29 protein-coding genes are annotated in these 25,580 nt (G+C 43.2%); 13 read left to right on the plus strand and 16 right to left on the minus strand.

Features of this window, described 5'->3' with window-relative positions:
• Window positions 1-21: 21 nt before the first annotated feature.
• A complete protein-coding gene (locus J4N23_RS06980; RefSeq protein ID WP_207426301.1) occupies window positions 22-222 on the plus strand; it encodes a DUF551 domain-containing protein in 201 nt (66 codons plus the stop codon).
• A 35-nt stretch (window positions 223-257) separates the two neighbouring features.
• Here J4N23_RS06980 and J4N23_RS06985 read toward each other — a convergent pair whose 3' ends face one another.
• On the minus strand, window positions 258-1,682 hold the full coding sequence (locus J4N23_RS06985; protein WP_207426302.1) for an MATE family efflux transporter: 1,425 nt from the start codon (window positions 1,680-1,682) through the stop codon (window positions 258-260).
• A gap of 513 nt (window positions 1,683-2,195) precedes the next feature.
• Here J4N23_RS06985 and alaS point away from each other — a divergent pair.
• Both alaS and J4N23_RS06995 read left to right on the plus strand, forming a co-directional pair.
• Window positions 2,196-4,826, plus strand: a complete 2,631-nt coding sequence (alaS, locus tag J4N23_RS06990; RefSeq protein WP_207426303.1) for an alanine--tRNA ligase — start codon at window positions 2,196-2,198, stop codon at window positions 4,824-4,826.
• 278 nt (window positions 4,827-5,104) lie between these two features.
• A complete protein-coding gene (locus tag J4N23_RS06995; protein WP_242689142.1) occupies window positions 5,105-5,629 on the plus strand; it encodes a sterol desaturase family protein in 525 nt (174 codons plus the stop codon).
• Here the strand turns inward: J4N23_RS06995 and J4N23_RS07000 are convergent.
• Both J4N23_RS07000 and J4N23_RS07005 read right to left on the minus strand, forming a co-directional pair.
• The gene (locus J4N23_RS07000) at window positions 5,610-7,502 is read right to left on the minus strand and encodes an OmpA family protein (RefSeq protein WP_207426305.1); all 1,893 of its coding nucleotides are present in this window, start codon (window positions 7,500-7,502) and stop codon (window positions 5,610-5,612) included. The two genes, J4N23_RS06995 and J4N23_RS07000, sit on opposite strands and share 20 nt — an antisense overlap.
• 30 nt (window positions 7,503-7,532) lie before the next feature.
• Window positions 7,533-8,156 carry a 7-carboxy-7-deazaguanine synthase QueE gene (locus J4N23_RS07005; RefSeq protein ID WP_207426306.1) on the minus strand — a complete coding sequence of 208 codons (624 nt, stop codon included), beginning with the start codon at window positions 8,154-8,156 and terminating at the stop codon, window positions 7,533-7,535.
• A 118-nt stretch (window positions 8,157-8,274) separates the two neighbouring features.
• Here J4N23_RS07005 and J4N23_RS07010 point away from each other — a divergent pair, with 118 nt between their 5' ends.
• Window positions 8,275-8,628 (plus strand): Rieske 2Fe-2S domain-containing protein, encoded by a 354-nt coding sequence (locus tag J4N23_RS07010; protein ID WP_207426307.1) that lies wholly within the window; start codon window positions 8,275-8,277, stop codon window positions 8,626-8,628.
• Window positions 8,625-9,062 carry a hypothetical protein gene (locus J4N23_RS07015; RefSeq protein WP_207426308.1) on the plus strand — a complete coding sequence of 146 codons (438 nt, stop codon included), beginning with the start codon at window positions 8,625-8,627 and terminating at the stop codon, window positions 9,060-9,062. Before J4N23_RS07010 ends, J4N23_RS07015 begins: the two co-directional genes overlap by 4 nt.
• A 60-nt stretch (window positions 9,063-9,122) precedes the next feature.
• Here the strand turns inward: J4N23_RS07015 and J4N23_RS07020 are convergent, their stop codons facing one another.
• Together J4N23_RS07020 and lepA are read right to left on the minus strand one after the other, a co-directional pair.
• The gene (locus tag J4N23_RS07020; protein ID WP_207426309.1) at window positions 9,123-10,004 is read right to left on the minus strand and encodes a bifunctional 5,10-methylenetetrahydrofolate dehydrogenase/5,10-methenyltetrahydrofolate cyclohydrolase; all 882 of its coding nucleotides are present in this window, start codon (window positions 10,002-10,004) and stop codon (window positions 9,123-9,125) included.
• 43 nt (window positions 10,005-10,047) lie between these two features.
• Window positions 10,048-11,835, minus strand: a complete 1,788-nt coding sequence (gene lepA, locus J4N23_RS07025; RefSeq protein WP_207426310.1) for a translation elongation factor 4 — start codon at window positions 11,833-11,835, stop codon at window positions 10,048-10,050.
• A 65-nt stretch (window positions 11,836-11,900) separates the two neighbouring features.
• Between lepA and J4N23_RS07030 the strand changes: the two genes are divergently transcribed.
• Window positions 11,901-12,776, plus strand: a complete 876-nt coding sequence (locus J4N23_RS07030) for a fructosamine kinase family protein (protein ID WP_207426311.1) — start codon at window positions 11,901-11,903, stop codon at window positions 12,774-12,776.
• 95 nt (window positions 12,777-12,871) lie between these two features.
• Here J4N23_RS07030 and J4N23_RS07035 read toward each other — a convergent pair whose 3' ends face one another.
• The 6 genes from J4N23_RS07035 to J4N23_RS07060 all read right to left on the minus strand — a co-directional run bounded on the left by J4N23_RS07035 (window position 12,872) and on the right by J4N23_RS07060 (window position 16,528).
• Entirely contained in the window at window positions 12,872-13,120 is a 249-nt protein-coding gene (locus J4N23_RS07035; RefSeq protein ID WP_207426312.1) for a hypothetical protein, read from the minus strand.
• Between the two features lie 3 nt (window positions 13,121-13,123).
• On the minus strand, window positions 13,124-13,819 hold the full coding sequence (locus tag J4N23_RS07040) for a DUF3291 domain-containing protein (protein WP_207426313.1): 696 nt from the start codon (window positions 13,817-13,819) through the stop codon (window positions 13,124-13,126).
• Window positions 13,820-13,911: 92 nt separating this feature from the next.
• On the minus strand, window positions 13,912-14,121 hold the full coding sequence (locus J4N23_RS07045; protein ID WP_207426314.1) for a YtxH domain-containing protein: 210 nt from the start codon (window positions 14,119-14,121) through the stop codon (window positions 13,912-13,914).
• A 104-nt stretch (window positions 14,122-14,225) separates the two neighbouring features.
• Entirely contained in the window at window positions 14,226-14,765 is a 540-nt protein-coding gene (locus J4N23_RS07050; RefSeq protein WP_207426315.1) for a ferritin, read from the minus strand.
• A gap of 105 nt (window positions 14,766-14,870) precedes the next feature.
• Window positions 14,871-15,227 carry a hypothetical protein gene (locus J4N23_RS07055; protein WP_207426316.1) on the minus strand — a complete coding sequence of 119 codons (357 nt, stop codon included), beginning with the start codon at window positions 15,225-15,227 and terminating at the stop codon, window positions 14,871-14,873.
• 86 nt (window positions 15,228-15,313) lie between these two features.
• A complete protein-coding gene (locus J4N23_RS07060; protein ID WP_207426317.1) occupies window positions 15,314-16,528 on the minus strand; it encodes an RtcB family protein in 1,215 nt (404 codons plus the stop codon).
• Window positions 16,529-16,665: 137 nt separating this feature from the next.
• Between J4N23_RS07060 and J4N23_RS07065 the strand changes: the two genes are divergently transcribed.
• The gene (locus tag J4N23_RS07065) at window positions 16,666-17,820 is read left to right on the plus strand and encodes an AI-2E family transporter (RefSeq protein WP_207426318.1); all 1,155 of its coding nucleotides are present in this window, start codon (window positions 16,666-16,668) and stop codon (window positions 17,818-17,820) included.
• 71 nt (window positions 17,821-17,891) lie between these two features.
• Here the strand turns inward: J4N23_RS07065 and J4N23_RS07070 are convergent, their stop codons facing one another.
• A complete protein-coding gene (locus J4N23_RS07070) occupies window positions 17,892-18,275 on the minus strand; it encodes an RNA-binding protein (protein ID WP_207426319.1) in 384 nt (127 codons plus the stop codon).
• 149 nt (window positions 18,276-18,424) lie between these two features.
• On the opposite strand from J4N23_RS07070, the gene J4N23_RS07075 reads away from it, so the two are divergent.
• The 3 genes from J4N23_RS07075 (at window position 18,425) to J4N23_RS07085 (ending at window position 19,954) form a co-directional block, all read left to right on the plus strand.
• The gene (locus tag J4N23_RS07075; protein ID WP_207426320.1) at window positions 18,425-19,018 is read left to right on the plus strand and encodes a chemotaxis protein CheB; all 594 of its coding nucleotides are present in this window, start codon (window positions 18,425-18,427) and stop codon (window positions 19,016-19,018) included.
• 96 nt (window positions 19,019-19,114) lie between these two features.
• Window positions 19,115-19,327 (plus strand): hypothetical protein, encoded by a 213-nt coding sequence (locus J4N23_RS07080; RefSeq protein ID WP_207426321.1) that lies wholly within the window; start codon window positions 19,115-19,117, stop codon window positions 19,325-19,327.
• A 21-nt stretch (window positions 19,328-19,348) separates the two neighbouring features.
• Window positions 19,349-19,954 carry a hypothetical protein gene (locus tag J4N23_RS07085; RefSeq protein WP_207426322.1) on the plus strand — a complete coding sequence of 202 codons (606 nt, stop codon included), beginning with the start codon at window positions 19,349-19,351 and terminating at the stop codon, window positions 19,952-19,954.
• A gap of 1 nt (window position 19,955) precedes the next feature.
• Here J4N23_RS07085 and J4N23_RS07090 read toward each other — a convergent pair whose 3' ends face one another.
• Complete coding sequence (locus tag J4N23_RS07090; RefSeq protein WP_207426323.1) at window positions 19,956-20,594, minus strand: GDSL-type esterase/lipase family protein; 639 nt, start codon at window positions 20,592-20,594, stop codon at window positions 19,956-19,958.
• A gap of 109 nt (window positions 20,595-20,703) precedes the next feature.
• On the opposite strand from J4N23_RS07090, the gene J4N23_RS07095 reads away from it, so the two are divergent.
• Entirely contained in the window at window positions 20,704-21,630 is a 927-nt protein-coding gene (locus J4N23_RS07095; RefSeq protein ID WP_207426324.1) for a hypothetical protein, read from the plus strand.
• 2 nt (window positions 21,631-21,632) lie between these two features.
• Here J4N23_RS07095 and J4N23_RS07100 read toward each other — a convergent pair whose 3' ends face one another.
• On the minus strand, window positions 21,633-21,857 hold the full coding sequence (locus J4N23_RS07100; protein WP_207426325.1) for a hypothetical protein: 225 nt from the start codon (window positions 21,855-21,857) through the stop codon (window positions 21,633-21,635).
• A 207-nt stretch (window positions 21,858-22,064) separates the two neighbouring features.
• Here J4N23_RS07100 and J4N23_RS07105 point away from each other — a divergent pair, with 207 nt between their 5' ends.
• Together J4N23_RS07105 and J4N23_RS07110 are read left to right on the plus strand one after the other, a co-directional pair.
• Window positions 22,065-23,066: an SDR family oxidoreductase gene (locus tag J4N23_RS07105; protein ID WP_207426326.1), complete on the plus strand. Its 1,002-nt coding sequence runs from the start codon at window positions 22,065-22,067 to the stop codon at window positions 23,064-23,066.
• Window positions 23,067-23,186: 120 nt separating this feature from the next.
• Window positions 23,187-23,783 (plus strand): LEA type 2 family protein, encoded by a 597-nt coding sequence (locus J4N23_RS07110; RefSeq protein WP_207426327.1) that lies wholly within the window; start codon window positions 23,187-23,189, stop codon window positions 23,781-23,783.
• A 60-nt stretch (window positions 23,784-23,843) separates the two neighbouring features.
• On the opposite strand, the gene J4N23_RS07115 is transcribed toward J4N23_RS07110, so the two are convergent.
• Together J4N23_RS07115 and J4N23_RS07120 are read right to left on the minus strand one after the other, a co-directional pair.
• Window positions 23,844-24,038 (minus strand): DUF5320 domain-containing protein, encoded by a 195-nt coding sequence (locus J4N23_RS07115; protein ID WP_207426328.1) that lies wholly within the window; start codon window positions 24,036-24,038, stop codon window positions 23,844-23,846.
• 101 nt (window positions 24,039-24,139) lie between these two features.
• Window positions 24,140-25,369 carry a sensor histidine kinase KdpD gene (locus tag J4N23_RS07120; protein ID WP_207426329.1) on the minus strand — a complete coding sequence of 410 codons (1,230 nt, stop codon included), beginning with the start codon at window positions 25,367-25,369 and terminating at the stop codon, window positions 24,140-24,142.
• Window positions 25,370-25,580: the final 211 nt, after the last annotated feature.

Below are 25,580 nucleotides of genomic sequence, written 5' to 3' on the forward strand. Positions count from 1 at the left end.
TCAGCTTTTTAAGGAAAAATAATGGAGTGGATTTCTGTTGAAGATAGGTTACCAACCTCGGAAATGGATTTACTGGTATGCACTAATACCTATTATATGGGAGTGGGATGGTACTATCCGCAAACACAAAAGTGGGATTTTGAGATTCAAAAACATACAGAGGCAGATTTGGGCGAAGTAACACATTGGATGCCGATGCCTAAGCCACCGGAGATATTTTAATGAAAAAGCCAGGACCGATGCCCTGGCTTTCGTCTTCAAACCTGCGTTCTTTTCCACTTACCTTTTCGGAACAACAAAATCCCAGTTAAGGTGATGGCTGTTTCGGCGATGGGAATGGATAAGAATACCCCCAGGGGACCTAGCTCGAACTGCTTTGCAAGCAAGTACGCCAATGGGATCTGGAAAAACCAGAACCCGCCCAGGTTGATCCAGGTAGGCGTCCAGGTATCGCCCGCACCGTTGAAGGAGTTGATAAGAACCATCCCGATACCGTAAACTATAAAACCCACGCTCATCACATGGAGCGCCAGTACTGCAATTTGCTGCACTTGGACATTGTTTGTAAAGAACGATGCAAACAGATCAGCATTAAAAAATAGCAGTAAGGAGACGGTCCCCATGAAAATCATGTTGTATTTGGCGGTTATAATGACTGACCGTTCGGCTCGGTCGAGCTGTTTTGCTCCCAGATTTTGGCCAACCAGCGTAGCTGCTGCATTGCTTAATCCCCAGGCGGGAAGCATAAAGAACATCATCAGTCGCAAGGCCGTCTGATAACCAGCGGAGCCATCGTCGCCTCCGGTGGTAGCTACAAGTTGCGCAAGAAAAATCCAGCTGCAGGATGCTACCACAAACTGGAAGACACCAGGGGTGGCAATCTTTACCAGCGCGGCGATTTGCTGAAAATCTGGTTGAAAATCTGAAAATTTAACTTTCAAAGCACTTTTTCCTGAGAAGAGGTGGTATAGCTGGTAGAATACCCCTAAGCCGCGACCTATTGTTGTAGCGATTGCTGCTCCGGTAAGACCAAATGCTGGAATCGGACCGATACCGTTAATAAGGACCGGGCATAGAATGATGTTGATAATATTGGCTATCCACAAACTCTTCATCGCGATGGCTGCGTCCCCAGCCCCTCTGAAAATACCATTGATTAGAAACAGCAGCACAATAAATATGCTACTGCCCATCATGATACGGACAAATGGAGTTCCTTCTGCTGCTACTTCAGCGGATGCACCCATAATTAATAAGATGTCAGTGGCAAAGCTTATTCCGGCGATGGTGAGCAATAGAGTAAACCCTACTGCAATAAGTACCGCCTGCATGCCTGCCTTTGAAGCTGCTGCGCGATCTTTTTCACCGATACGCCGTGCTACTACAGCTGTTGCGGCCATACTCATACCTACTGCAAGCGAATATAAGATGGTGAGAACCGACTCTGTAAGTCCTACGGTTTGTATGGCGGCGCTACTATTGGGAAGATGTCCTACAAAATAGAGGTCAACCAGTGCGAACACTGATTCGAGCACCATTTCAAGCATCATAGGTATTGCCAGTAATACCACAGATTTTCGGATACTACCTTGTGTATAGTCGGTTTCTTTGCCTTGCAAAGCGTATTGTACTGCTTTAAAAAAGTCAGAAAGTTTTCCTGTTAGCTGATTTGAGCTAGTCATAGAAGATTAATAAGTTAAGGATTAGAAAAAATACAGGCCTTGGGGCGCTGCAATTACAATTAAGGAAGGAGGGTGCCCTGTGATGATGCGGGCTGTTAAACTATCATCGTTCAGAAAGATTTCGCACAAATATAATTCTCTTTAGAGAAAATACCAGAACGATCAGCCGCTGTTTTTTTAATCATCGGTGTTTATATAAAATTACGTCCTTGATGAATGCCCTTTTGCGCGGGACGAATAAGGTACTAGAAGTGACAAAATAAATTATCAGAGGAATTTGCATAATTCGAAATTGTGCTCTACCTTTGTTTCGTCACTATTGTGATAAGGTTTAGGTTGCCCCGATGTTTCTCATAAACGCGGGGCTTTTTTATTTTTTATATTTTCACATCCCATCTTAAACTAGTTGTATTTGCGTGTGTAGAAAGCCCTTTTCTGACAACACCAAACTCGCATTTTGATAGCCCAGTTTTCGCATCTAATATTAACTTTGCAGACTCAAAATATTACAGGATGACTACTAAAGAGATAAGGAAAGCTTTTTTAGATTTTTTTGAAGGAAAACAGCATCAGATTGTTCCTTCTGCCCCTATTGTTGTGAAAAACGATCCAACGCTAATGTTCATCAACGCGGGGATGAATCCATTTAAAGAAATTTTCCTTGGGGAGGCTCCTGTAAAATATCCACGCGTAGCAGACACTCAGCGTTGTCTTCGGGTTTCTGGAAAGCATAACGATCTGGAGGAGGTAGGAATCGATACCTACCACCACACCATGTTTGAGATGTTGGGTAATTGGAGTTTTGGTGACTACTTTAAGGAAGAGGCGATTGAATGGAGCTGGGAGCTACTTACTTCGGTATATGGTATACCTAAAGACCGGTTATATGTAACCGTTTTTCAGGGAGATGAGAAAGAGGGTCTTCCAAAGGATCAGGAGGCTTACGACTTCTGGAAAAAATGGATTGCAGAAGATCGGATCCTTTTAGGCAATAAGAAGGATAATTTCTGGGAGATGGGCGATACAGGCCCTTGTGGTCCCTGCTCGGAAATTCACGTCGATTGCCGTTCTGACGAAGAGCGTGTAAAGGTTGACGGAAAAGCGTTAGTAAATAACGATCATCCTCAGGTAATCGAAATCTGGAACAACGTATTCATGCAGTTCAACCGGCTGAAGAATGGCTCTTTGCAGCCTTTACCGGCAATGCACGTGGACACTGGAATGGGACTGGAACGCTTGGTGCGTGTGTTGCAGCAAAAGTCATCTAACTATGACACTGATACATTCCAGCCTTTAATCCAATTTATATCTGGAAAAAGCGGCATTCCTTACAATCAGGGAGAAAGCAACGGAAAAACTGATATCGCAATGCGGGTAATGGCTGATCATATCCGGGCGATTGCTTTTGCTATAGCAGACGGACAACTTCCTTCAAATAACAAAGCTGGATATGTGATTCGACGGATTCTCAGAAGAGCAGTTCGATACTCTTATACCTTTTTGGGTTTCAAAGAACCCTTCTTCAATACATTGGTTCCGGTCCTTGCCGATCAGTTTGACGGAGTATTTCCGGAGTTGAAAGCACAGCAGGATTTCGTGCAGAAGGTAATTCTGGAAGAGGAAGTTTCCTTCCTTAGAACACTGGCTACTGGTATTCAGCGATTCGAAAAATATGCTGCAGAGAATAAAAGCGTTGCCGGCGATTTTGCTTTCGAGCTGTATGACACTTTCGGCTTCCCAATAGATCTTACCCAACTTATGGCGAGGGAGAAGGGACTTTCTGTAGATATGGACGGCTTCAACTCGGCTTTGGAAGAGCAGAAAACACGGTCGAGGGCGGCAACAGCAATTGATGCAAGCGACTGGGTTGTGGTACATGAGGGAGAGGAGAATGAGTTTGTAGGATATGATGTGTTAGAAGCTGAAGCTAAAATTTTGAAGTACCGTAAAGTGGCTGCAAAAGGGAAGGAGCAATATCAGATCGTGCTTGATCGAACACCTTTTTATGCAGAAAGCGGAGGCCAGGTCGGAGATTCAGGAGTTCTTGTTTCCGTTGGTTCTGACGCTCATGCTATAAAAATTACAGATACAAAAAAAGAAAACGCTTTGATCGTTCATTTTTCAGATGAACTACCTGCAGATCCAGCAGTAACATTTATTGCGAAGGTGGACGAACCAAAACGTTTGTCTACCGAAAATAATCACTCAGCTACCCACTTACTTCAGGCTGCGCTACGTGAAGTGCTGGGCACACACGTACAGCAGAAGGGGTCGCTAGTAAATGCAGACTACCTTCGGTTTGACTTTGCTCATTTTGCGAAGGTTACGGAAGAGGAGATTGAGCGTGTAGAGGCAATTGTAAATCAACGTATTCGTGAAAATATTGGCCGTGTTGAAGAACGTGCTATCCCTTATCAGGAAGCGATAGGCCGAGGCGTTACGGCTTTATTTGGTGAAAAGTATGGCGATTTCGTCAGAGTAATCACCTTCAACCCTGAATTCTCGATGGAACTCTGTGGTGGTACCCATGTAAAATCAACAGGTCAATTGGGCTACTTCAAAATAATCTCGGAGGGTGCAGTTGCTGCGGGAGTTCGGCGCATTGAAGCGATCACTGGAGAAGCTGCGGAGGCCTATCTGACTCAGCAGAGCAAACTAGTGAACGAGCTTAAGGCTCTCTTAAAAAATCCGAAAGATCTGACAAAATCGATCGAGGGCTTGCTGGAGGAAAATGCGAAGCTCAAAAAGGAATTAGAGCGTAACGTATTAGAAAAGGCTGGAAGCTTGAAAAGCGATCTTGCAGCCAAGGTCCAAAATGTAAATGGAGTAAACTTAATCGCCGAAAAAGTAGATCTTCCGAGTGCGGAGGCAGTTAAAAATCTTGCTTACAACCTCAAGGACATCGTTGATAACCTTTTCCTGGTATTGGCGACTGAAAATGAGGGTAAACCGGGACTGACCGTCATGATTTCTGAGAATTTGGTAGAGGAGCGAGGTTTGCACGCTGGAAACATCGTCAGAGAACTGGCGAAAGAAATCCAGGGCGGCGGCGGTGGACAGCCGTTTTATGCTACCGCGGGCGGTAAAAACCCTGCAGGATTGGCTGCTGCGCTTGAAAAGGCCCGAGCTCTGGTTGCGGGTTAACAAGAATATAAATAAGGAAGAGGGTTTGTTTTTAAATAGAAAACAAACCCTTTTTTTGTTAGTTATATCGGAAACTGGGGGTATCTATGCAGTTCGATAAAATTAACAATAAAGGGCAGGCTCGTTTATTCAAAAATGGTTTTCTAGAGAGTTTAACCAAAACTAGACCCTGGGTTATCTACAGTATATATATCCCTTTGTGCGCTTATTTGCTGTACTACAGTTATTCGCAGCTTGAGTTTTCGATCCCTTTCATAGCTGGCCTCTTTTTCTTGGCCATGTTAGTGTGGACGTTATTTGAATACTTCGCTCACCGGTACCTATTTCATTTCGAAGCAGAATCCGAGCTGGGGAAGAAGATTATTTATATTTTTCACGGCAATCATCACGAATATCCTCGGGATCGAGAGCGTCTGTTTATGCCTCCTGTTCCAAGTATTATCCTGGCAACAGTTGTTTTCTCGCTAATCTACCTTGGTTCGTATCTGCTGGCTGGTAGTGGTAGTTACGCCTTCGTGTTTTTTCCAGGTTTTTTAATAGGCTACCTGATTTATGTATCTATGCATTATGCTATTCATGCATTTGCACCTCCCAGAGCTTTGAAAGGTTTATGGCGAAACCATCACTTGCATCATTACAAGTATCCAGAAAAAGCTTTCGGCGTAAGTTCCGTCTTTTGGGATATCATTTTTCGAACGCTTCCCGAAAGTGAAAAGAAAGAGACACGCGAGAAGATAGAGACAACTAATACGGTTTATATCCCGAATAAATTCTCAACGACCACTAATAACTTAAAATCTTAAACTCGGTCCGTCTGTTTTTCTGGCGACCTTCCTCTGTAGTGTTGCTGAGAAGTGGCTTACTTTCTCCATATCCCTTGAAACTTAGTCGCTGCGGGGCAATCCGGTTGTTCACCAAATAGCCATATACGCGTCTGGCCCGATTCTCGGAGAGGACCTGATTGGTCTTTTCTTCGCCTACGTTGTCAGTGTGGCCGGCTATCTCAATGCTCACTTTCGGATTGGCATTCATGAAATGGATAAGCTGTTGTAGCTCTACCTCAGACTCAGGTAGAAGGTCTGCTTTGTTCGTTTCGAAAAATATGTTGCTGAGGGTAGCAAGTTTTCCTACTTCAATTTTTTGTAAGGGTACTTCAATCGTAAAGGGTTGGGCTGATGAACTGCTCCGGTTTAAAGGGAAGTTCTGCGAATACAGAAGATAGCCCTCCTTTTCAACGGTGAATGCGTATGATTTTCCGACTGGCAGGGTAGAGAGAAATTGTCCATCCTCATTACTTTGGTCATCAAAAGCTGTATGTCTGCTACTGAGTTCCGTTATTTTTACGTTTGCTATTAAGCATTCTTTGGTTTTCTCATCCAGCACTATTCCTTTTATATAGGTTACCGACTTCGGTCGTGAATAGACAGGCAGCTCGAACGAGTGAAGGTCCAGCCCTCCGAGGCCGCCTTCTCTGTTGGATGCATAATAAGCGGTTCTGCCGTCGCTACTGATCGTTAAGCTACTTTCCTCCGCGAAGGTATTTATAGGATAGCCCAGGTTTTCCGCCTTAGCCCAATTGCCGCTAGCGTCTTTCCTGCTGACAAACAAATCTTTATCACCCATTCCGGGCCAGCCATTGGACGAAAAATAAAGTGTTTCATTATCGGGATGAATGAATGGAAAGTTTTCATCATAAGCCGTGTTGATCGAGGGGCCCAGGTTCTCCGGAGCGGACCAGCCGCCATCTGACTGGAGTTCCGTTTTCCAGATGTCATAACCACCTAATCCTCCCGGACGATTACTAACAAAATATAGCGTCGATCCATTAGCGCTAATAGCCGGCTGAGATTCCCAACCTCGCCCGTTAATTGGAGAACCAAGGTTAAATGGAGCACTCCAGTCTTTTCCCTCTCTTCTGCTGATGTAAATATCACAAGAACCTTTGCCATCAGGACGATTGCAACCTGTAAAAAAGAGGTAGTTTCCGTCAGGGGAGATAGTCTGTGCGCCCTCATTGTAGCTAGGGGTGTTAATAGCAGGGCTTAGCCCGGAAGCTGTAGTCCACTGGCCATCCTTATTTTCGCTTTTAAAAAAGTCCTCGTTCTTGTCGCCCACCCGTCGGGTAAATATCAAGAGACCCTGATCCGCTGTTACCACCGGGAGATACTCCATTTCAGCTGTGTTTACCCCGCTCCCTAAGTTAATAGGATTGAAAGGTTGGGGACGCTTTATAGCATCCAGGGCAAATCGACAGTCCGCTATTAGTTTTTGAGCACCCAACTTGTTAGCCTCTGGAACATTCGGGTAACTGAGGTATTTAGTTAAGTGAGCAAGGGCTGACGTATATTCTCCAATAGCTAATTTGCTGGTGCCGATTCCGAGGTAGGTTCCTCGGTCGAATTCAGGATTAAGGCTCAAGACTTTTTCATAGAAGCCGATCGCTTCCTGATGCCTGCCAGACGAGCGATTCAAATCTCCTAGCCGGCGAATTGCAGCTATAAAGCTTGGATCTGCTTGAACTGCAGATTGAAGAAATTCAATTTCTTTCTCCTTAGAAGGAGCCTGTTTTGCCAGGTCGTAGAATTTCTGAGCCTGCTTATTCGAGGATGAAACCGTTGGTTGCGAATATGAAAACGCAGACCAACAGCACAAGAACAACAGAAGAACGTTTTTCATAGCCAATTAACGAAGTAAAGGCAACGGAAGTTACGGGATATTCAAATATTTATGAGTTTGCAGGGAGATCTCCCATTTTGGATTCGCCATCACATATTCAATAATTAAAGGAGTGATCTCCTTCGACTTAGACCATTCTGGCTGTAAATAGAGTTTACATTCCGGTCCCACCATTGCTGCATGTTTTTCTGCCCAGTCAAAATCACTTTTGTTAAACACGATGACCTTTAGCTCATGTGCTGCCAGGGCAATTGAGGCGCCAGGTGCCTTGAATTTCTTTGGGGAAAGACAGATCCAATCCCAGGAACCGGATAGGGGATAAGCGCCTGAGGTTTCAATAAACGTTTGAATTCCTCTATCATGCAATTTAGCAGTAAGATAATCTAGATTATAGATCAGTGGTTCCCCGCCGGTCACCACGACCGCCTTCCCGGGAAACTTAGTCGCATTTTCAACAATTACATCCGCAGAAGTTAAGGGGTGCAAGTCAGCATCCCAGCTTTCCTTAACATCACACCAATGGCAACCAACATCACATCCGCCAAGACGAATAAAATAGGCCGCTTTACCTGTGTTAAATCCTTCCCCTTGTATCGTGTAAAATTCTTCCATCAATGGAAGTAGTGTTCCGTCTTCTGGTATCTGATGAGCCATCTTTGTAATTAGCCTGCAAATTTAATTTATTTTTGGCCTGTTTCTTTTTGAAGGGCCAAACATTGCTCCGTTATGATAAAAACTTTTATTGCAGCACTGTACTTTTAATTCATTATGCATGCATACAATGACAAACTGGGTTAAAGTCGCAGAAGTTCCTGATGACCAAGAAGATTTCATAAGGGTTGTCAAGGTGGAAGGTAGACAGCTTCTCCTGGTGTGTCACGCCGGCTCTTTTACAGTTACGCAGAGCATTTGCCCGCACGCGGGAGCTCACCTGAGTGGGGGCTGGTGTAAAAACGGAAAACTTGTTTGTCCCTATCATCGTTATGAATATGATTTACAAACGGGACGCGGGGCTGCGGGACAGGGTGACTACATAGAGATATATACCACTGAGCAGAGGAGCGATGGTATTTATGTTCGGGTGCCCTCTCGTCAGACGTTTTTCCAGAAATTGTTTCGCCTATGAATAACATCCAGGAAATTGATTTAGTAATTAAAGAGTTCTACGATTGCGTTTGCTTTAACCCGGAGCACTATCCAAAGTACGACCGCTTACAGGAGCTGTTTTACGGCGATGGGAAGTTGATGAACTGTAACTATGAGAAACCTCTTGATTTTACCGTCGCCAGCTACACACAAGCGGTAATGCATCAAATTGAAGAAGGAAATTCTACGTTTTATGTTCAGCAGGAAATTTCTGACATCACGGAAGTATTCGGACGCACAGCTCAACGTATCAGCGTTTATGAGTACTCGTTTGAAGCTGAAGCTATTCAGCCCTGGAAACGCGGAGTAAATTATGTCCAGCTTATTTTTGCTGAAGGGAAGTGGAAAATAGTGTCAATGATTTGGAGCGACGAAAAAGAAGGGGTGACAATTCCGGAAACGTATCTATTATAATAAAAAGAGCGCTGCCAGTGATAACTTCACTTAGCAGCGCTCTTTCTATTATGGGTTTTGTTATTTATAAATCTCTTTTTTGGCTGAAGCGAGGGTGTTTCTTAGTAAGCCGATAATTGTCATCAGTCCCACACCTCCTGGTACTGGTGTAATCCACGAGGCCTTTGGCGCTACGTTTTCAAAGTCTACATCTCCAAAAAGCTTAAACCCTGATTTCGTTGTGGTTGATATTTCCCGGTTGATCCCCACGTCAATAACTACAGCACCTTCCTTTACCATATCTGCAGTCACAAAGTTCTTCTTACCAATAGCAGCTACTACAATATCGGCAGAGCGAACAATCTCTTCCAGATTTTTAGTGCGACTATGAGTTAGTGTGACAGTACAGTTACCTGGATTACTATTTCTGGCCATGAGTATGCTCATTGGGCTTCCCACAATGTTGCTTCGCCCAATCACTACACAATGTTTTCCTGCCGTATCGATCTTGTATTCTTCCAGCATCAGCAATATCCCGTAAGGGGTAGCAGGAATAAAACAAGGAAGGTTACGCATCATCCGCCCAAGGTTGATAGGGTGGAAGCCGTCAACGTCTTTCCGGTGATCAATTTTTTCGGTGACTTTCTCCGGGTCGATGTGCTTTGGAAGAGGTAACTGAACGATGAGTCCATCAACTTCCGGATCCTGGTTAATTTCCTCTACTTTGGCAAGTAATTCTTCTTCGCTTACTGTCTCATCATAGCGTACAAGAGAAGAGCGGAAGCCCACTTTCTCGCAATTTTTCATTTTGCTGGCAACATAGGTTTCGCTGCCTCCGTCGTTACCAACCAGGATAGCGACTAGATGTGGTTTTCTGCCTGAGTTTGCCAGCACTTCAGCTGCTTCGTTTGCTATTTCCTGCTTTAGCTTTTCTGATACGTATTTTCCGTCGAGTAATTGCATGTGAAATTATGATGAGGCAGGTACTAGACCTTAACCTTTTTGTTTAATCTAGTTTCAATACAGCCATAAACGCTGATTGTGGTATCTCTACGTTACCAACCTGGCGCATACGCTTTTTACCTTTCTTTTGCTTCTCCAAAAGTTTACGCTTCCGCGAGATATCACCACCGTAACATTTAGCGGTTACGTCTTTACGAAGCGCACTGATAGTTTCTCTGGCGATAACTTTAGCGCCAATAGAAGCCTGGATCTTGATCTCAAACTGCTGGCGCGGAAGAAGTTCTTTCAGCTTCTCACAGATTTTCTTACCAAAATCATAGGCATTGTTTCGGTGAATCAAAGACGAAAGCGCGTCTACAGGTTCGTCATTCAGACGTATGTCCAGCTTTACCAGATCTGACTTTCGGTAACCTACCTGATGGTAGTCAAACGATGCATATCCTTTTGAAATCGTTTTCAGCCGATCGTAGAAATCAAATACGATTTCGCCCATTGGCATTTCAAACACAAGCTCTACCCGGTCAGATGTAAGATATGACTGGTTCACAATTACTCCTCTTTTCTGGATACACAAGGACATCACGGGCCCCACAAACTCGGATTTTGTGATGATGTTGGCCTTGATGTATGGCTCCTCGATAGCGTCTATCTTACTTGGGTCGGGAAGGTCAGATGGGTTATTAACGAGCACTTCTTCTCCTTTTGTAGTATAGGCTACATAAGATACGTTAGGGACCGTGGTGATGACGGTCATATCGAATTCCCGTTCCAGGCGCTCCTGGATGATCTCCATGTGGAGCATTCCAAGGAATCCGCAGCGGAAGCCAAAGCCCAAGGCAGCCGACGATTCCGGTTCAAATACGATAGACGCGTCGTTCAGCTGCAACTTGTGCATGCTTTCGCGAAGCTCTTCATAATCCTCTGTATCCACAGGGTAGATCCCCGCAAATACCATTGGTTTTACTTCTTCAAACCCTTGAATCGCGTCTTTAGCAGGACGATCTACATGGGTGATGGTATCTCCGACTTTAACCTCACGGGCCTCTTTTATTCCCGAAATAATGTAGCCTACATCACCGGTTTTAATTACATCTTTAGGCTGCTGCTGGAGTTTTAGCGTCCCAACTTCGTCGGCTATATATTCTTTTCCTGTAGCAATGAATTTTACCCGGTCGCCTTTTCTGATCTCACCGTTTTCAACCTTAAAATACGCAATAATTCCGCGGAAGGAATTGAAAACAGAGTCGAAGATAAGGGCCTGAAGTTCTCCTTTAGGATCTCCAACTGGAGCAGGAACACGTTCAATAATAGCTTGTAAAATATCGTACACGCCCATCCCGGTTTTTCCGGAAGCAGGAATAATATCTTCGCGTTTGCAACCAATAAGTTCAATGATTTGATCTTTTACCTCTTCTGGCATTGCTCCCGGAAGGTCCATCTTATTTAGAATAGGAATGATTTCCAGATCGTGCTCTAACGCCAGGTACAGATTGGAAATAGTCTGTGCCTGAATTCCCTGTGCAGCGTCAACGATCAATAATGCTCCTTCACAAGCAGCGATAGACCGCGATACTTCGTACGAAAAGTCAACGTGCCCCGGGGTGTCGATAAGGTTTAAAATATAATCCTGACCATCCAGTTGATAGTTCATCTGGATAGCGTGGCTCTTTATGGTGATACCGCGCTCACGCTCCAGGTCCATGTCATCAAGCAGCTGGGCCTGAGCTTCACGCTGGGTAATTGTTTTGGTATATTCAAGCAGTCGATCAGCCAACGTACTCTTTCCGTGATCGATGTGTGCAATAATGCAAAAATTACGAATGTGCTTCATTTGAACCGCAAAGATAGTTTTTTGGCCGCATATTTAGCGACTTAGCTTAATTTTAGAACATGTTTGTGACCGAAGATTTAGTAAAGGGCCTTGGTGAGATTCTTAGTGCAAAATTTGGAAGGCAAAATCAGTTGCGCGTGCTAAGACCAGTATCCGGAGGGTCGATCAACCAAGCCTATCAAATTGAGTTTGCAAGAGAGCTTTTTTTTCTGAAGCTGAATAATGAGCGCCGATTTCCGAATATGTTTATAGCAGAGGCGGAAGGTTTGCGGCGGATAGGGGAGGCGGTTCCAGGAAGTGTTCCAAAAGTAGTAGCGGTTGGAGTGATCAAAGAGCATCAATATCTTATCCTCGATTGGGTGGAATCAGGTAACTGCACTAACAAGAGCCAACAGGCCCTTGGTCGCGATCTAGCCTTGCTTCATAAATCTACTGGTGAGATGTTCGGTCTTGATCATGATAATTATATGGGCTCTTTGCCTCAGTATAACACAAAGTGTTCATCTTGGTCGGATTTCTTCATCTCCCAGCGCCTTAAACCGCAACTTGACCAGTTCCGTGCTAAACGACTACTTGTCAACTACAAAAAAGAATTTGAAAGCCTTTTTGATCGCTTGAAGAATTTGGTCCCCATCGAGGTTCCAAGTCTGGTGCATGGAGACCTTTGGGGAGGAAATTTCATCTCTGGGCAAGATGATAAATCCTTTCTTGTTGATCCGGCTATTGCTTACGCGCATAGAGAAGTTGATATTGCGATGACCACACTATTCGGTGGGTTTACTAGTGGTTTTTATGATGCCTATCAGGAGGTGTATCCTTTGCATCCTGGCTGGAGGAGCAGATTAGATCTTTGGAATCTTTACCCTGTGTTGGTACACGTTAATCTTTTCGGTAGCACTTATTTGGCAAAGCTAGAGCAGTGTTTGAAACGATTCTTATGAACCAAATATAATTTGGTGTTGGGTTTTTGGTGTTTATATAGCTCTATCATCGAGGATATTAAACCCATTTTTTTAAACTACTATTTCACCTAATTTCAACCTTCGTACCTTTGATAAGCAGCATAGAAGTCCTCATTCATCAGTTTAAAGCGAGCTACCACTTTCGTGATGAATTCTTCGTCCAGGAGTTGAAAAATGCCATCTAGTCCACCAGTTACATCCATTTCCGAAATCTTGAATGACTGCTCCAAATTTCCCTGTTCAAATTTGATGATGAACTTCATGTTCATGGAAAAGATGGAAATTTTGCAGTCGGGTCTTGGAAGTTCAGCTATTACTCTCATATGTTATATTTTACCAGCCAGCGGATCAATTCCGTTGATCGTGCCAAAGGTAGCAAGAGGTTTAAATCTTGCAAAAAGCTCTTCACTGTACCAATTTTCTTCTCTTGTCTTTTTGATCACTTCTCTATGGTCATTGGAAGCGTAAGCATAGTTTTTTACTGCCTCAACATTTTCCCATACAGAGAAAGTTGCCTGCAGATGGAGCGGAGCTTCTCCGATACCAAAAGATAGGAGATAACCAGGAGTGGAGGTCATGTTGGCTGCCGCTTTATCCACGTTTTGCCAGAAGTTCTTCAGCCTCTTTAAACGAATACTTGCTCTTGTTAACACAGCTACTGGCCCCTGGTACTCTTTCACCTTTACGTTTCCGAATGGTTCTTTGCCATCCCATTTACCATGGCTAGATAAAGGTTCACAAAGAATGGTATATTGCTCTTTAGTGAAAGTCTGCCACCAGCTGCTTATGCTTGAATTAGCTATAAAACGTTCAAAGGAACCTTTTGACGCCCATACCGCAAGTAGTCCCCATTGCTGCCAGTCTGGATTTATATCAAAGGTTCCGTTCTTTCCGCAACCCATCAGTTTCCAAAATGTACAACCTTTGGTTAACGAGAGCGGGATCCGGTGAACTGCCATTGCTAGCAGGGCAAAGGGAATGAACGCCTTTCGGTATCGAACAATGGTAAGCGAAACTAACATTGTGCGATAGTATTAAAAAAAGAGGAGAGAAGACAATAAAAAAAGGAGATTGTGCCAGCCAATCTCCTTTTCTATTCAACACGATACTGTTGTTACATCATGTTATTCGCTTTGTTTTTCAAATTGGCGAAAGTATCAGACGCTTTATTAGCAACCGTATCACTCATGCCTTTAACTGAGCTCATAAGTTGGTCGCAAGTTCTCTTTCCGTTTTCTGTACCAAATAAATAGTACGCTGCAGCTCCGGTGGCCAGCCCTGCCAGCACCCAAGTGGATGTTTTTTTATTGTTTCTGATATTCATAAGATAATGTTTCTAGTTGTACTCCTATGTAGTATAAAAACCCTGCCAAAAGCACTTCATTAGGACTAGAAATAAAAAAACCGCTGAGGGCAGCGGTTTTTCTTTTATTCTTCTCCGGCTTCTTCGCCGTATGTGACTTTCGGAATGTTTTTGTCGATCTGCCAGCGGCCTGTACCTTCTTCCCCAATTACATCGAACAATTCCAGAATTCTCCGAGCTACGTATTCTTCCTCAATTTGCTCTTTCAAGAACCACTGAATAAACTGGAAGGTCATGTAATCTTTGGCTTTGAAGCAACGATCTGCAATGTTGTTGATCTTGGAGGAGACGTGAATTTCCTGCTGCAGTGCAAGTTCGAATACGCCTCTAAATGATTCAAATTCCTGAGGTATGTTCGTGATCTCCGGAGAAACAGCTCTTCCTCCCATATCGTTCACAAAACGGAAGATCTTCATCATATGCTCTCTCTCTTCGTAAGATTGTTTTTCCAAATAGGAGGCGCTATTATCGTAACCATTGCGATTACACCAAGAGGACATCGCCAGGTATACCGCAGATGAATAAGCTTCGATCTTTATTTGTTCATTTAAAAGAGCTTCGATTTCTTCGGTCAATGAAGTTCTTAGTCTTAGAAGGTCTTTCATAATATTTCCTGTTTTTTTCTTATGTCTAAAGTTATAGACTTTAACAGGAAACTACGCGAAAAGTATGCCGTTATTTGCTATACGGAATAAGAATAAGTCTAAATATTACGAAACTGGATTGCTAAGGCATTGGAAGATCATGCTATTCAGTTGGAGCATAAACTTCGCGCCTGAAAGCAATTCCCTAAGCTTTAAAACATCTGTCATGGTGAGAACAAAACAGCGCTCGGTATAATGGGGCATTAGGATAGCGATATCAGATCCCGGAGAAGTACTGCTTGCCATCGCTTCAATATCAATTTTGTTTACCTTTTTGATGAAGTCAAGGAAATCGGTGATTTTGAAAAACGACGAAACACCTGAAAATTCAAGACAAAACATGTTCTGTCTGTTGCACTGGTAAACAATTCCTTGTTCCGTTTTGAATACTTCAACTAGTTGGCAGTTCTTTTTCCCTTGCATCGTTATTTAAAAAGCAATGCAAATATAAGGGTTGTTTATAATTAGTCCAAATAACCTTTGCTCTAAATTAGAATTAATTTAAATAACTAGTCTTTGTAGGGATCATAGGTTTCATCGCCTGCCATTGCAACTCCAATAGGCCGGAGTCGGTGAAGTATGCGTATTGTGTCGCCCTGGTATTTTAGCACCTCTTCTAGCTTTTTATAGCAGGCAGGAGCTTCATCGGCGCCAGCACCTCGTAGCTCAATGTTGTGTTCACGCATCTGGCTCTTTACCTCGTCGAAATCAATTAAGCCCTTCGAGACTAAGGTTGGCCTTTTTTTTCCGTTTGGTCCGCTAATCCACTTTTTCTTACCGGCTGCCTGGGTTCTCGACATCACACGACCTGCGCCATGGACGGTAGAATATAGTCCTTTGCGTGATAATTCCGAGTCCACCCCTTCAATAATAACTGAAATGTCTGCCATCGTGGAGCCAATAAAACCGTGCTGGCCGGGGAATGCAGGGGTGCATCCCTTTCTTACAACATAGTACTGCTCACCAAAATGCTCCTCGTGCCACGCAAAGTTGTGGTGATTATGTACTTCGAAAGTCACCTCCGGGTTATCCAGTATTTCTAATACTTTATTTACTACCGTATCACGCCCGGCATAGGCATATTCTCCTGCAAGAGCCATCGCTTCCAGATAAGCTTCTCCAATCGCTGTGTCAATGTTAAAAAGGATAGGAGGGGCATCCATTGATCCTTCCTTGCCGTGGTCTGAAAACGACAAGCCCTGGGACATCGCAATAAATCCCGTAGCGGTTTTATGACCAAAGCCGCGGGATCCGAAGTGTACTCCTATCCAAAGAAAGCCCTCTTCGTCTGAAAAAAGATCTATAAAATGATTGCCTGAGCCAACAGTCCCAAGTTGTGAGGCAGCCAGGCTGAGTAATTTCCTCTGTGGCTTAAAATTCGCCTGCCTGATATGATCAAGTACGGGGTGGTCAACAGGTTCATTATTCGGACGTCCAATGCCAAAGGAAATCCGCTTAAAGATTTCGTCCATCACTGGCCCCGTCTGGATTTCATTCGCCTTGATGTTGGTCCGGACCGCCTTGTTACCGCAGGCAATATCAAATCCCACTCCAGACAACGAAATCTTGTTTTTGTAAGCTACTGCACCGCCTATAGGATGGCCATATCCATAATGAGCGTCTGCTGTAAGTACAGCAATGTCTTCTTCAGTAATGCACCGCTTAATTTGTTCAATCGATTTCTTATCAATGATCTCTTCCCCAAATACTGTCAAGTTCTCCATTCTAGTATGTATAACAGCAAAAGGAGCTGTTTGTCTGCGAAAAATTCTGCCTTTGCGAGAAATGTCAAACAAAAGAAAGGTTAAAATATTTTACTAGCAATAGCTTGAATAGTAACTTCGGCTTTTAATAATACCCCATGAAAGAATTGCCAATAACTGTTAAAAGATCAATTGAACTTGTTGGTCTTGTAATGCTTGCCTATGTCATTGCAATAGGGAAGGATATTATAATGCCTATAGTGATGGCCTTCTTCATCAGTATAGTCCTACTGCCTCTTTATCAGTTTTTTAAGCGTCGAAAATTGCCGGAGGCTCTGGCTATTTTTCTATCGATTTTAATTCTGATAGTCATCTTCGCCCTTATCGGATGGTTTTTTTCCTCACAAGTCACAAATCTGTTGGCCGACTTTCCAACCATTCGTCGAAATGTAACCATTCATCTAAACTCTCTTAGTGGCTGGATTGACAGTATAAGTCACTTTTCTACAGATGAACAGATTAAATTTATAGACGAACAGAGTAACAAGCTGCTCAATTATGCAACCGGTTTACTGACGAATGCCGCTAACTCTGTATCGGCTGTGTTATTATTTGTAGGATTGTTACCCATTTATGTTTATCTGTTGCTGTTTTATAAAAACTTGCTACTGAGATTCGTTTTTATGTGGTTTCCGGAAGAAAATCACGCGAAAGTGAAGGAGGCGATGCTCGAAACCAAGGTAATCATCAAAAGTTACCTCATTGGTCTACTAATCCAGGTAACGTATATGACTGTGCTACTTGGAACAATTTTACTGATTATTGGTATTAAACACGCCCTCTTGATTGCCGTGATATTTGCCTTCCTTAATCTAATACCCTATATCGGTGCTCTTATTGGGAATTTGATTGGTGTGTTACTAACATTAACTTCAAGCGACCAGCTCTGGCCAATTTTTGCTGTTCTTGGAACCATCGCATTCGTGCAGTTTCTGGATAATAATATTTTGATGCCGAGGATTGTGGGGTCTAAAGTGAAAATAAATGCATTGGGAACAATTGTAGGAGTGTTCGTGGGAGGAAGCCTGGCCGGAATTTCAGGGATGTTTCTATCGCTGCCAATCATCGCAGTATTGAAAATTACTTTCGACCGGTCTAATGTATTGAGGCACTGGGGCGTGCTATTGGGAGATGAAATTCCAAAAGAAAACCCTATAACTCATCCTGAAGTGCGCTCTGATTCAGAAGAGGTCCGAAACAAGCTGGAAAAGGACAACGGCATCGAGCCCACTAAAAAGGGTAAGGACGTATAACGGACGTATTCTGCGGGCAATAAAAAAAGCCAGAGTTTTGCTCTGGCTTTTTTATTAGACTTTGTTTTGGACTACCAACGGTTGCCGTTTCTGAAATCTTCACGATCGCGGCTACCTCCGCTGTTGCGGCTGTAACCGCTTCCGCCTCCGCCTCTATTAAAATTTCCTCCCGATCTATCAGGTCTGCTAAAGGACCTGCCACGGTTATTATCTCTTTTCTCCTCTGCTTTCGACACGGCGATAGCTCGACCGTGCATCTCAGCCCCATTAAGTTCGGAGATGGCTTTCTGCGCCTGCTCGTCATCAGGCATCTCAACAAAACCAAATCCTCTTTTCTTTCCTGTTTCTTTGTCAAGGATAAGTTTAACGGACGCTACAGTACCAAATTCTTCAAAAGTTTCTCTTAGATCGGCTTCCTCAAGCTGATAAGGGAGGCTAGCAACAAAAATGTTCATTGGATGATTAAATAAGGGTGAGAATTATGTTTTAAGTTTAATTATCAGAGGGTATTGTTTAAATAGAATTACAATTTACATAAATTATTGTTTGAGAAAAGTTTTTTGAATTAAAAAATGCAGGGAATGGTTTTTGATCCTTCTGTTGCATGCATGATTCGGAATCTTTTTTTGTAGTGGGGATCGGCGCTTCCGCTGGTGGTTTAGATGCGCTCACCCGGTTTTTTAAACAACTTCCTCCTGTTAGCAATGCCGCATTCGTAGTAGTCCAGCACTTACTTCCCCAACATCCAAGCCTACTATCCAAGATACTTAGTGATAAGACTCAAATGGAAGTGATTCCTATACGGGGACCACTTAAAATTGAAAGAAACAAAGTGTATGTTTTAACTGAAGGTTTGATGCTTACAGTGGAAAATGGTGTGCTGCAGGTAAGGAGGCGGACAAACTCGGAAATAATAAATAGGGCGGTAGATATATTTTTTCACTCCCTTGCTGCTGATGTTAAAGAAAAAGCAATCGGAATAATTTTATCCGGGATGGGTTCAGACGGCTTGCAGGGGTCGAAAGCAATAGAGGAAGCGGGTGGGAAAATCATGGTTCAGGATCCAGACTCAACAAAGTTCAAGAGTATGCCGAGTGAGGTAATAAAGAGGGATAGTCCAAACTTGGTATTGCCTCCTGAAGAATTAGCGCATTCAATCCTTTGGTTTATCGAACAACAGTTTGTAACTAAAACATAGCTTTTGTAGTAGACAGTTTAAACTAATTACCATTTTCTAAATCAAATATTATTAAAAGTTGTAATTACGAGCACACACACACACACATTACTAGCTATGGAAACGATTTTGACAGCCCAGGAGGCAGAACATATATTTGAAAAACTAACTGAAAAAGCGAAAGCACAGATCAAAAACGATATCATACGTTTCGGTGAATATTTTATTGGGCGCAAGGACGATTCATACTTTCGGATTAATCCGATCAACGTGGTGATTTCAGACGGGAAGCCTAAGGTGGTGACGCCCGACTCAATCACTGAGATATAGTTTTACAAGGGTCAATCTGGTATGATCAGGAAGTGGTTTTTTGCAATACCTATTATTATTAGCTCTTGCGGTTTGAAGCAGCAGGCAGACGAGCTTCGGGCTCTCGAGCGCTGTACTTATCAAATCGTATCGACCGACAGCCTGTTCCTGGGAAGTATCAACGTGTCTCAATTGGCGAAGACAAACAGTTTTGAATGGACGTTGTTGCAGGAGCTTGGTCCAGCAGTTATCAATCAGCAACTGCCGCTCAAGGGTATCATCGCCCTGGAGGTGACCAATCCGGGCACAGAGAAAGCTGGCATTAATGAATTCGAATACCAGGTCTGGATAAAAGACCAGCAACTTGCTGCAGGGTTGGTAGATCAGACCGTGTCTGTAGGAGCAGGTGGTGGAAAGGATACTATTAGTATCAGAATTGACGAAAATATCTATCCCATCATTGCAAAACCTGAAAATCAACAGGCGCTCAGCAGCTTTGTAATATCGGATAGCTTAAAAACAGCAGTGATCACATTGAAAATAAAACCGGCTTTACTCGTAGGGAACGAGAAGATAAAGTATCCCGGATTCATGACGGTGGAGAAAGAGTTAACCAATAAGCAGCTAAAAGAGTCACTTCATCAATAACTCATTTTATCGACCGAAATATAACGGAAGCTAGTAAGGCATTTCCCTCACCGTTCGGATGCACCCCATCGTAGGTAAAGCTATTCCGGCCAAGGAATGGTGTGTGAAGATCAATCACCTTGACTTTCGTCTTCCTTGCGGCCTTTTCAATAGTAGGGATTATTTCATTTTTTACCACCCGTTCGCTAATTCCCCACTTATCTTCAAATACTGGAATCGGGTAGCAGGCATATATCTTTGGTTTTCCCGCAATACCTTTAAGTGATTTAAGGAAGGCAACGTAGTCATCACAGAATTCGGACCTGAACTTCCAATTTTGAGGTTTCGAGTCATTTGTTCCAAGTTTTACAATAATGATATCAGGCCTCCAGCTTAGCACTTCCTGGTATCTTGTCTCATTCCAGTAGGGCTGGTCGCCTTTCTTAAGAAGCGTACGGCCACTGAGGCCGAAGTTGCGCACCTCGTACTTATTCCCCAGGTAGTTTTGCAGGATTGCGGGATATTTCTCCTGCTCTGGAAGGCCCACTCCTTCAGTAATACTATTTCCAACACAGGCAACTTTTATCTTGTTCTTCTCTTTAAAGCTAGTAAGGAGAAGGCCCGACAAGCAAAATGATAGTAGTAGGTGTTTTATTTTCATTCAATTACTCAATCCTCAAATATATTAGTTAGCAGGGGATTTGCAGGAAGGGAGTGTGATTTGAAAAACATTCGTTTAAATGGTACTTCAATTTATACTTTCGCTTCTGATGTGTTTAACGTTTCTGAAATTGCCACTAGTTTCTGGCATCTGCCTCATCAGTATTCTTTTTTATGCCTGTGGAAGCAAAAAGGGGAGCGGGAACGAACGCCCCTCGCTGAAAGAAGTAGTAGGTATCAAGTATATTGAAGTCCGCCGGGAATTTGATACTGGCTTCAGCTTCAACGAGTTTGGCTTTCAGCAGGTACCGGAGTGGACAATGAAGTTCTTTTCTGAGGATTCAGTAATGATTTACAGTCCGAAAAGGAAGAGGTACCTGCACTACCTGGTCCATTTTGACCATGATTCTGTATACAACATTGCCAGGGAATGGGTGCGGATGAAGACTATTAGTAAGGATAGTTTAGTATTCCAATTGCTGGAAGTCGAAGGAAAGGAAATCTCAAGGGACCGATCAAATGTCTTGATGAAGTTTTATTCCGAAGAATATCTAGCAAGCCGGGGATTAGACACCGCTATCCTTCGTCGGCCAAATAAGAAAGATTCTGCCTTTGTCCGCTCACGGGCCTTGCGTGCTAGCAGAAACCCTGGTAATTTGGACAGCGCCTTTGCTGCCCGGAGCCCCGTTCATCTAGAAAGTTTAAGTCCTGATATTTCCGTTCAAAAATCTCATGGTGAGGGAGACGAGCTGAATCCCAGCGCTGCGGACGAGTACTTGTATCCCGAGTATAGAATAGAAATAAATGGAGCCTGGAAAAACTTTGACTATAAGTTTACGGTATTGGTAGACCAGAACGGAAAGCTGCACCTCGGCAACTTTCTGGTTTCGGACGAGTTTAGAGCCTCGCGCAAGCGCGTACTCGAAGGGATAATTAAGCTATACCTGGAGAAATATCTACGTATCACCCCGGGTAACACCTTGGGTGTGCCACACACGAGCGAAGTCCTATTTTACGTAAAAGGACGAACGAGTTAATGCTAGAAGTACCGGCGGGATAGACTTTGCGTTCCGTATAGTGTAAATTCTAAGGTATCGATCTCGACAATCGCCGACTCAACCGATTCCCTCATTGTACCTGATAAACTCTCAAGAAGTTCGCTATTACTGCGGACGAGATCTCTGAGTTTTTTCAAATCCATTAGATTATTCGCATTCATGATCAGTAGCGCGAGATCCTGAGCTGTACTTTTCCCTTTTCTCATGCAGAGTGATTAGCAAGAATCCTTCCAAGCCTTGTTTTTTCCTAAAATCGCGAAAATTAAAAACATTTAGGGTTGTTTAATTGTATCGCAAACCTCCTGGTTGTCCTTTATAGCAGAAAGTGTCGTGTTTTAACTACGCTAGTGGAAGGTGAGGTTGTGGAAGATACTTGGACTGAATTTTGCAACTATACGTTTATACTTCTAGCTATGAATAAAGAAACAAGGAATTTGATCGCCGATAAGGCACTATACGAAAAAACAGTAGTAATTACAGGTGCGTCGAGTGGAGCTGGCCGGGCAGCGGCTCTGTCCTTTGCAGAAGAAGGGGCGACTGTGGTGCTCGCAGCCCGACGTGTTGCCGCCTTAGAAGAGGTTGTTGAAGAATGCTTGAAACTCGGTGGAAAGGCCATCGCAATACCCACTGATGTCACAGATACGGAAGCAGTTAAACAGCTGGCTGCAGCTGCTCAGGCAGCAACTGGCTGTATTGATGTTTGGATTAACAACGCAGGCGTGTTGGCTGCCGGCGAGTTTGAACAGACTCCTGTAGAGGTCCATGATCGGGTAATAGAAACGAATTTAATGGGATACCTTCACGGTGCTCACGCGGCCTTGCCTTATTTTAAGGATCAGGGTTTTGGAGTGCTTATCAATAACATTTCGGTGGGTGCTTGGGTGCCAACTCCTTATGCAGTAGGGTACTCTGCAAGTAAGTATGGACTGTTAGGGTTGTCGGAGGCACTAAGAGGAGAGCTTACTAAATGGCCTGCTATTCATGTCTGTGATCTTTTTCCAGCTTTTCTCGATACCCCCGGTATACAGCATGCTGCAAATTATACTGGAAAAGAATTAATGCCGGCCCCTCCGGTGTTCAATCCTCAACGAGTAGCTGAAGCCATGGTAGCCCTGGCTAAAAAACCGCACCGCAGTAAAATTACCGACTTGGCTGCTCCGTTTTTCCGCCTGGGATACACGCTTTTTCCGAAGCTTACCATGAAGTTTGCTTCTAGTATGATGGAAACTTACTTCAACAGGGCGAGAAAAATTTCCTCTACTCCCGGCAATCTATTTATCCCCCTTAAGTTTGGTACTAGTGTTTCCGGAGGATGGAAGTCGCGATTGAAACATCGCTCTGCAAAAAGCGTTTCTCCCACCATTTTTATTGTAGGAGCTATTGCAGGCATATTGGCTTTTTCAAGATGGCGGTAATTAGATCATCACATTATAGAAGAAGAATGTGAGTAAACCTTCGTTTCAATTTCCTGTCATAATAGAACACACATTTAAATCCAAAGAAGGTATTGATCAATTAACCCTTAAAGTTCGATTATGAAAAAGTTTCTTTTGTTATGTATTCCTGCGTTGTTAATGCTGGGCTGTGGAGTAAATCGGCAGTTTAACCTGAAAGCCTTCGAAAAAAGCAGGTACGAAATTACTTCTGCCGACAGTATTTATCTCGCAAATGTGCGAGTATCAGAATTGGTAGGAAAGGAGGATTTTCAACTAATTAAAATGCCTAGAATTGCATTGGCTCTATTGAGAAAGGATGTTCCGCTCCGTGCCCGAGTAAACCTTGCCATTGAGAATCCAACCAGTTCGGCTGCTGCACTCAACGAGTTCGAATATAAAGTATTGTTAAAAAATCGGGAACTGGCTAACGGCTTCGTTAATCAGAAAATTTCCGTTGGTCCTAATAGCAGGACTGTAGTACCTATTCACATCAACTCCAACATTTATCATCTCCTTTCGGATGAGAAGGTGCAGGATGCCATTGCAGACTTTATAGCTGCAGATCCTGAAAAAAGGGAACGTAAAAGCAGTCTTACAATCAAAATAAGACCTACTCTTGGGATTGGTAATAAGAAAATTAAGTACCCTGGTTATATCACCATCGACAAGGAAATCAGCAGTAAAATTTTATTATAAGCGGAAGGTTAAATGGAAAGGCTGTTGAATAATTTACGTTACTTATTCAACAGCCTTTTTTTATTCTTTTGTGAGATCAGGAATTGCATCCAGAATAGTGGTAAGAAAATCAGGACGTGTTTCTAAAATTTCCAGCTGATTTTCCAGATTTTTAACTTCCTCCTCTAGTCGTACTATTTCGTCTTTTTTAGCCTTTATTTTTTGCTTGATAGAGGTTAAAATTAATTGAGATCTGTTTTTTGGTATCCGTGCCATTTATTAATTGTTGAAGAATGGAGGTTAAAACGTCTGCAAATATCTGCATTGGTATCGGTGCCTACAAATTGAATTGACGATTCCGAATAACTAAATGGGCACTATCCTCGAGGTGTTGGCAGACTAATAGTAAATGTAGTGCCTTTTTTCGCGGTGCTGTTAACCATTATCGCCCCATTTTGCAGTTCCGTAAATTCCTTGCAAAGTACTAACCCCAATCCTGCACCTTTTTCGTTTTTTGTGCCCTTAGATGATTTTACTTTTAATGAAAACAGAGATTCCTGCAGGTCAGGGGTAATTCCCACTCCCTGATCACTTACACTTATTTGAACCATGTCGTCGCTCAAGCTCGTCCGAATGGTAATTAGGCTATTAAGAAAACTAAATTTGATGGCATTGTTTATTAGATTTCGAAGAACGAGTTGTATCATATCTTTGTCTGCTAATGCAACGAGCTGCTCCTCAATCTCTAGTCCAATTTTAATTGCTTTGTCTTCAGCCAAAGGCCTTTGCACAACTAGTATTTCTGCCAGCACAGCGGCGATATCAACTGGCGCCAGCACTACCTTTAATCCATCCATCTGCGAGCGGGTCCAATAGAGCAGATTTGCAAGCATCGCGGAAGTATACCGCGTCTTGTTAAGCAGCTCCTTTTCGATCCACTGTTTCTCCTCCTGATTTAGGCTAATTTCCGCAGAAGCTTCTAAGTAGCCCTGAATAGAGCTCAGTGGGGCACTGAAATCATGTGCAAGAATCGAAAAGAGCTTGTTTTTGGTTTCATTCACTGCCTCCAATTCGGCTGTCTTTCTGATGCTGACGCTTCTTTCTTTCAAGTAGCTGTTTCTTATGTAACGAGTCACGAGGAAAATAAGCAAGACAATGACGGTGTAGGAAAATCCCAAGTCCCAGTACTTGTATTGCTCGCTCGGGTAAGTATTTTCAACAAGACCAGGATAGCTGTAATCAAGAATTAAAAGACCGCTCACTACGACAATATTCAATCCGATCCATATCCAATTTTGCGTGGTCGGGGCTATTGCAAGTATCAAGAAAATGGCTAACAAAGAAATAAGCAGGGTAGGACCCTCAATTCCGGAATTCAAGTAGTAATTAACCACCAGAAATACATTGCTCAGCAAAGCATACAGCATTATGCTATAGGAGGTTTTGTTTTTGAACCGAGAAATGTAGTAGAAGATGAAAACCAGCGTAACGACAGCCAGCATCAGGAAGGCCAGGTCGGGAACACCGATGAAAGCAGTGAAAATTGCACTAACCAAAAGAGAAGCAGCAGTGGTGATGCAAACCGTATTGAAGATTCGCGACTCCATGCTAGTCTCTGTAGCGCTTCCTGTTAGGCGATACCAAAATTGGCTTAATTGTTCGAACTCCCTTTTCAATAAATGCTGGTCTAAGACTGATTTTCCGTGGTTTTTGAAACAACTCCTGTTACGGAATTTGAAAAAAAGGGTTTGAATATTTTTTAAGCCGTGTTGGGGGGCTCTCCCGGTTGTTTTTCTTTTATAGGTAAAACTAGTTTGT

Source organism: Pedobacter sp. SYSU D00535, assembly GCF_017355855.1.
In the GTDB taxonomy this organism is placed as follows: Bacteria; Bacteroidota; Bacteroidia; order Sphingobacteriales; family Sphingobacteriaceae; genus Desertivirga.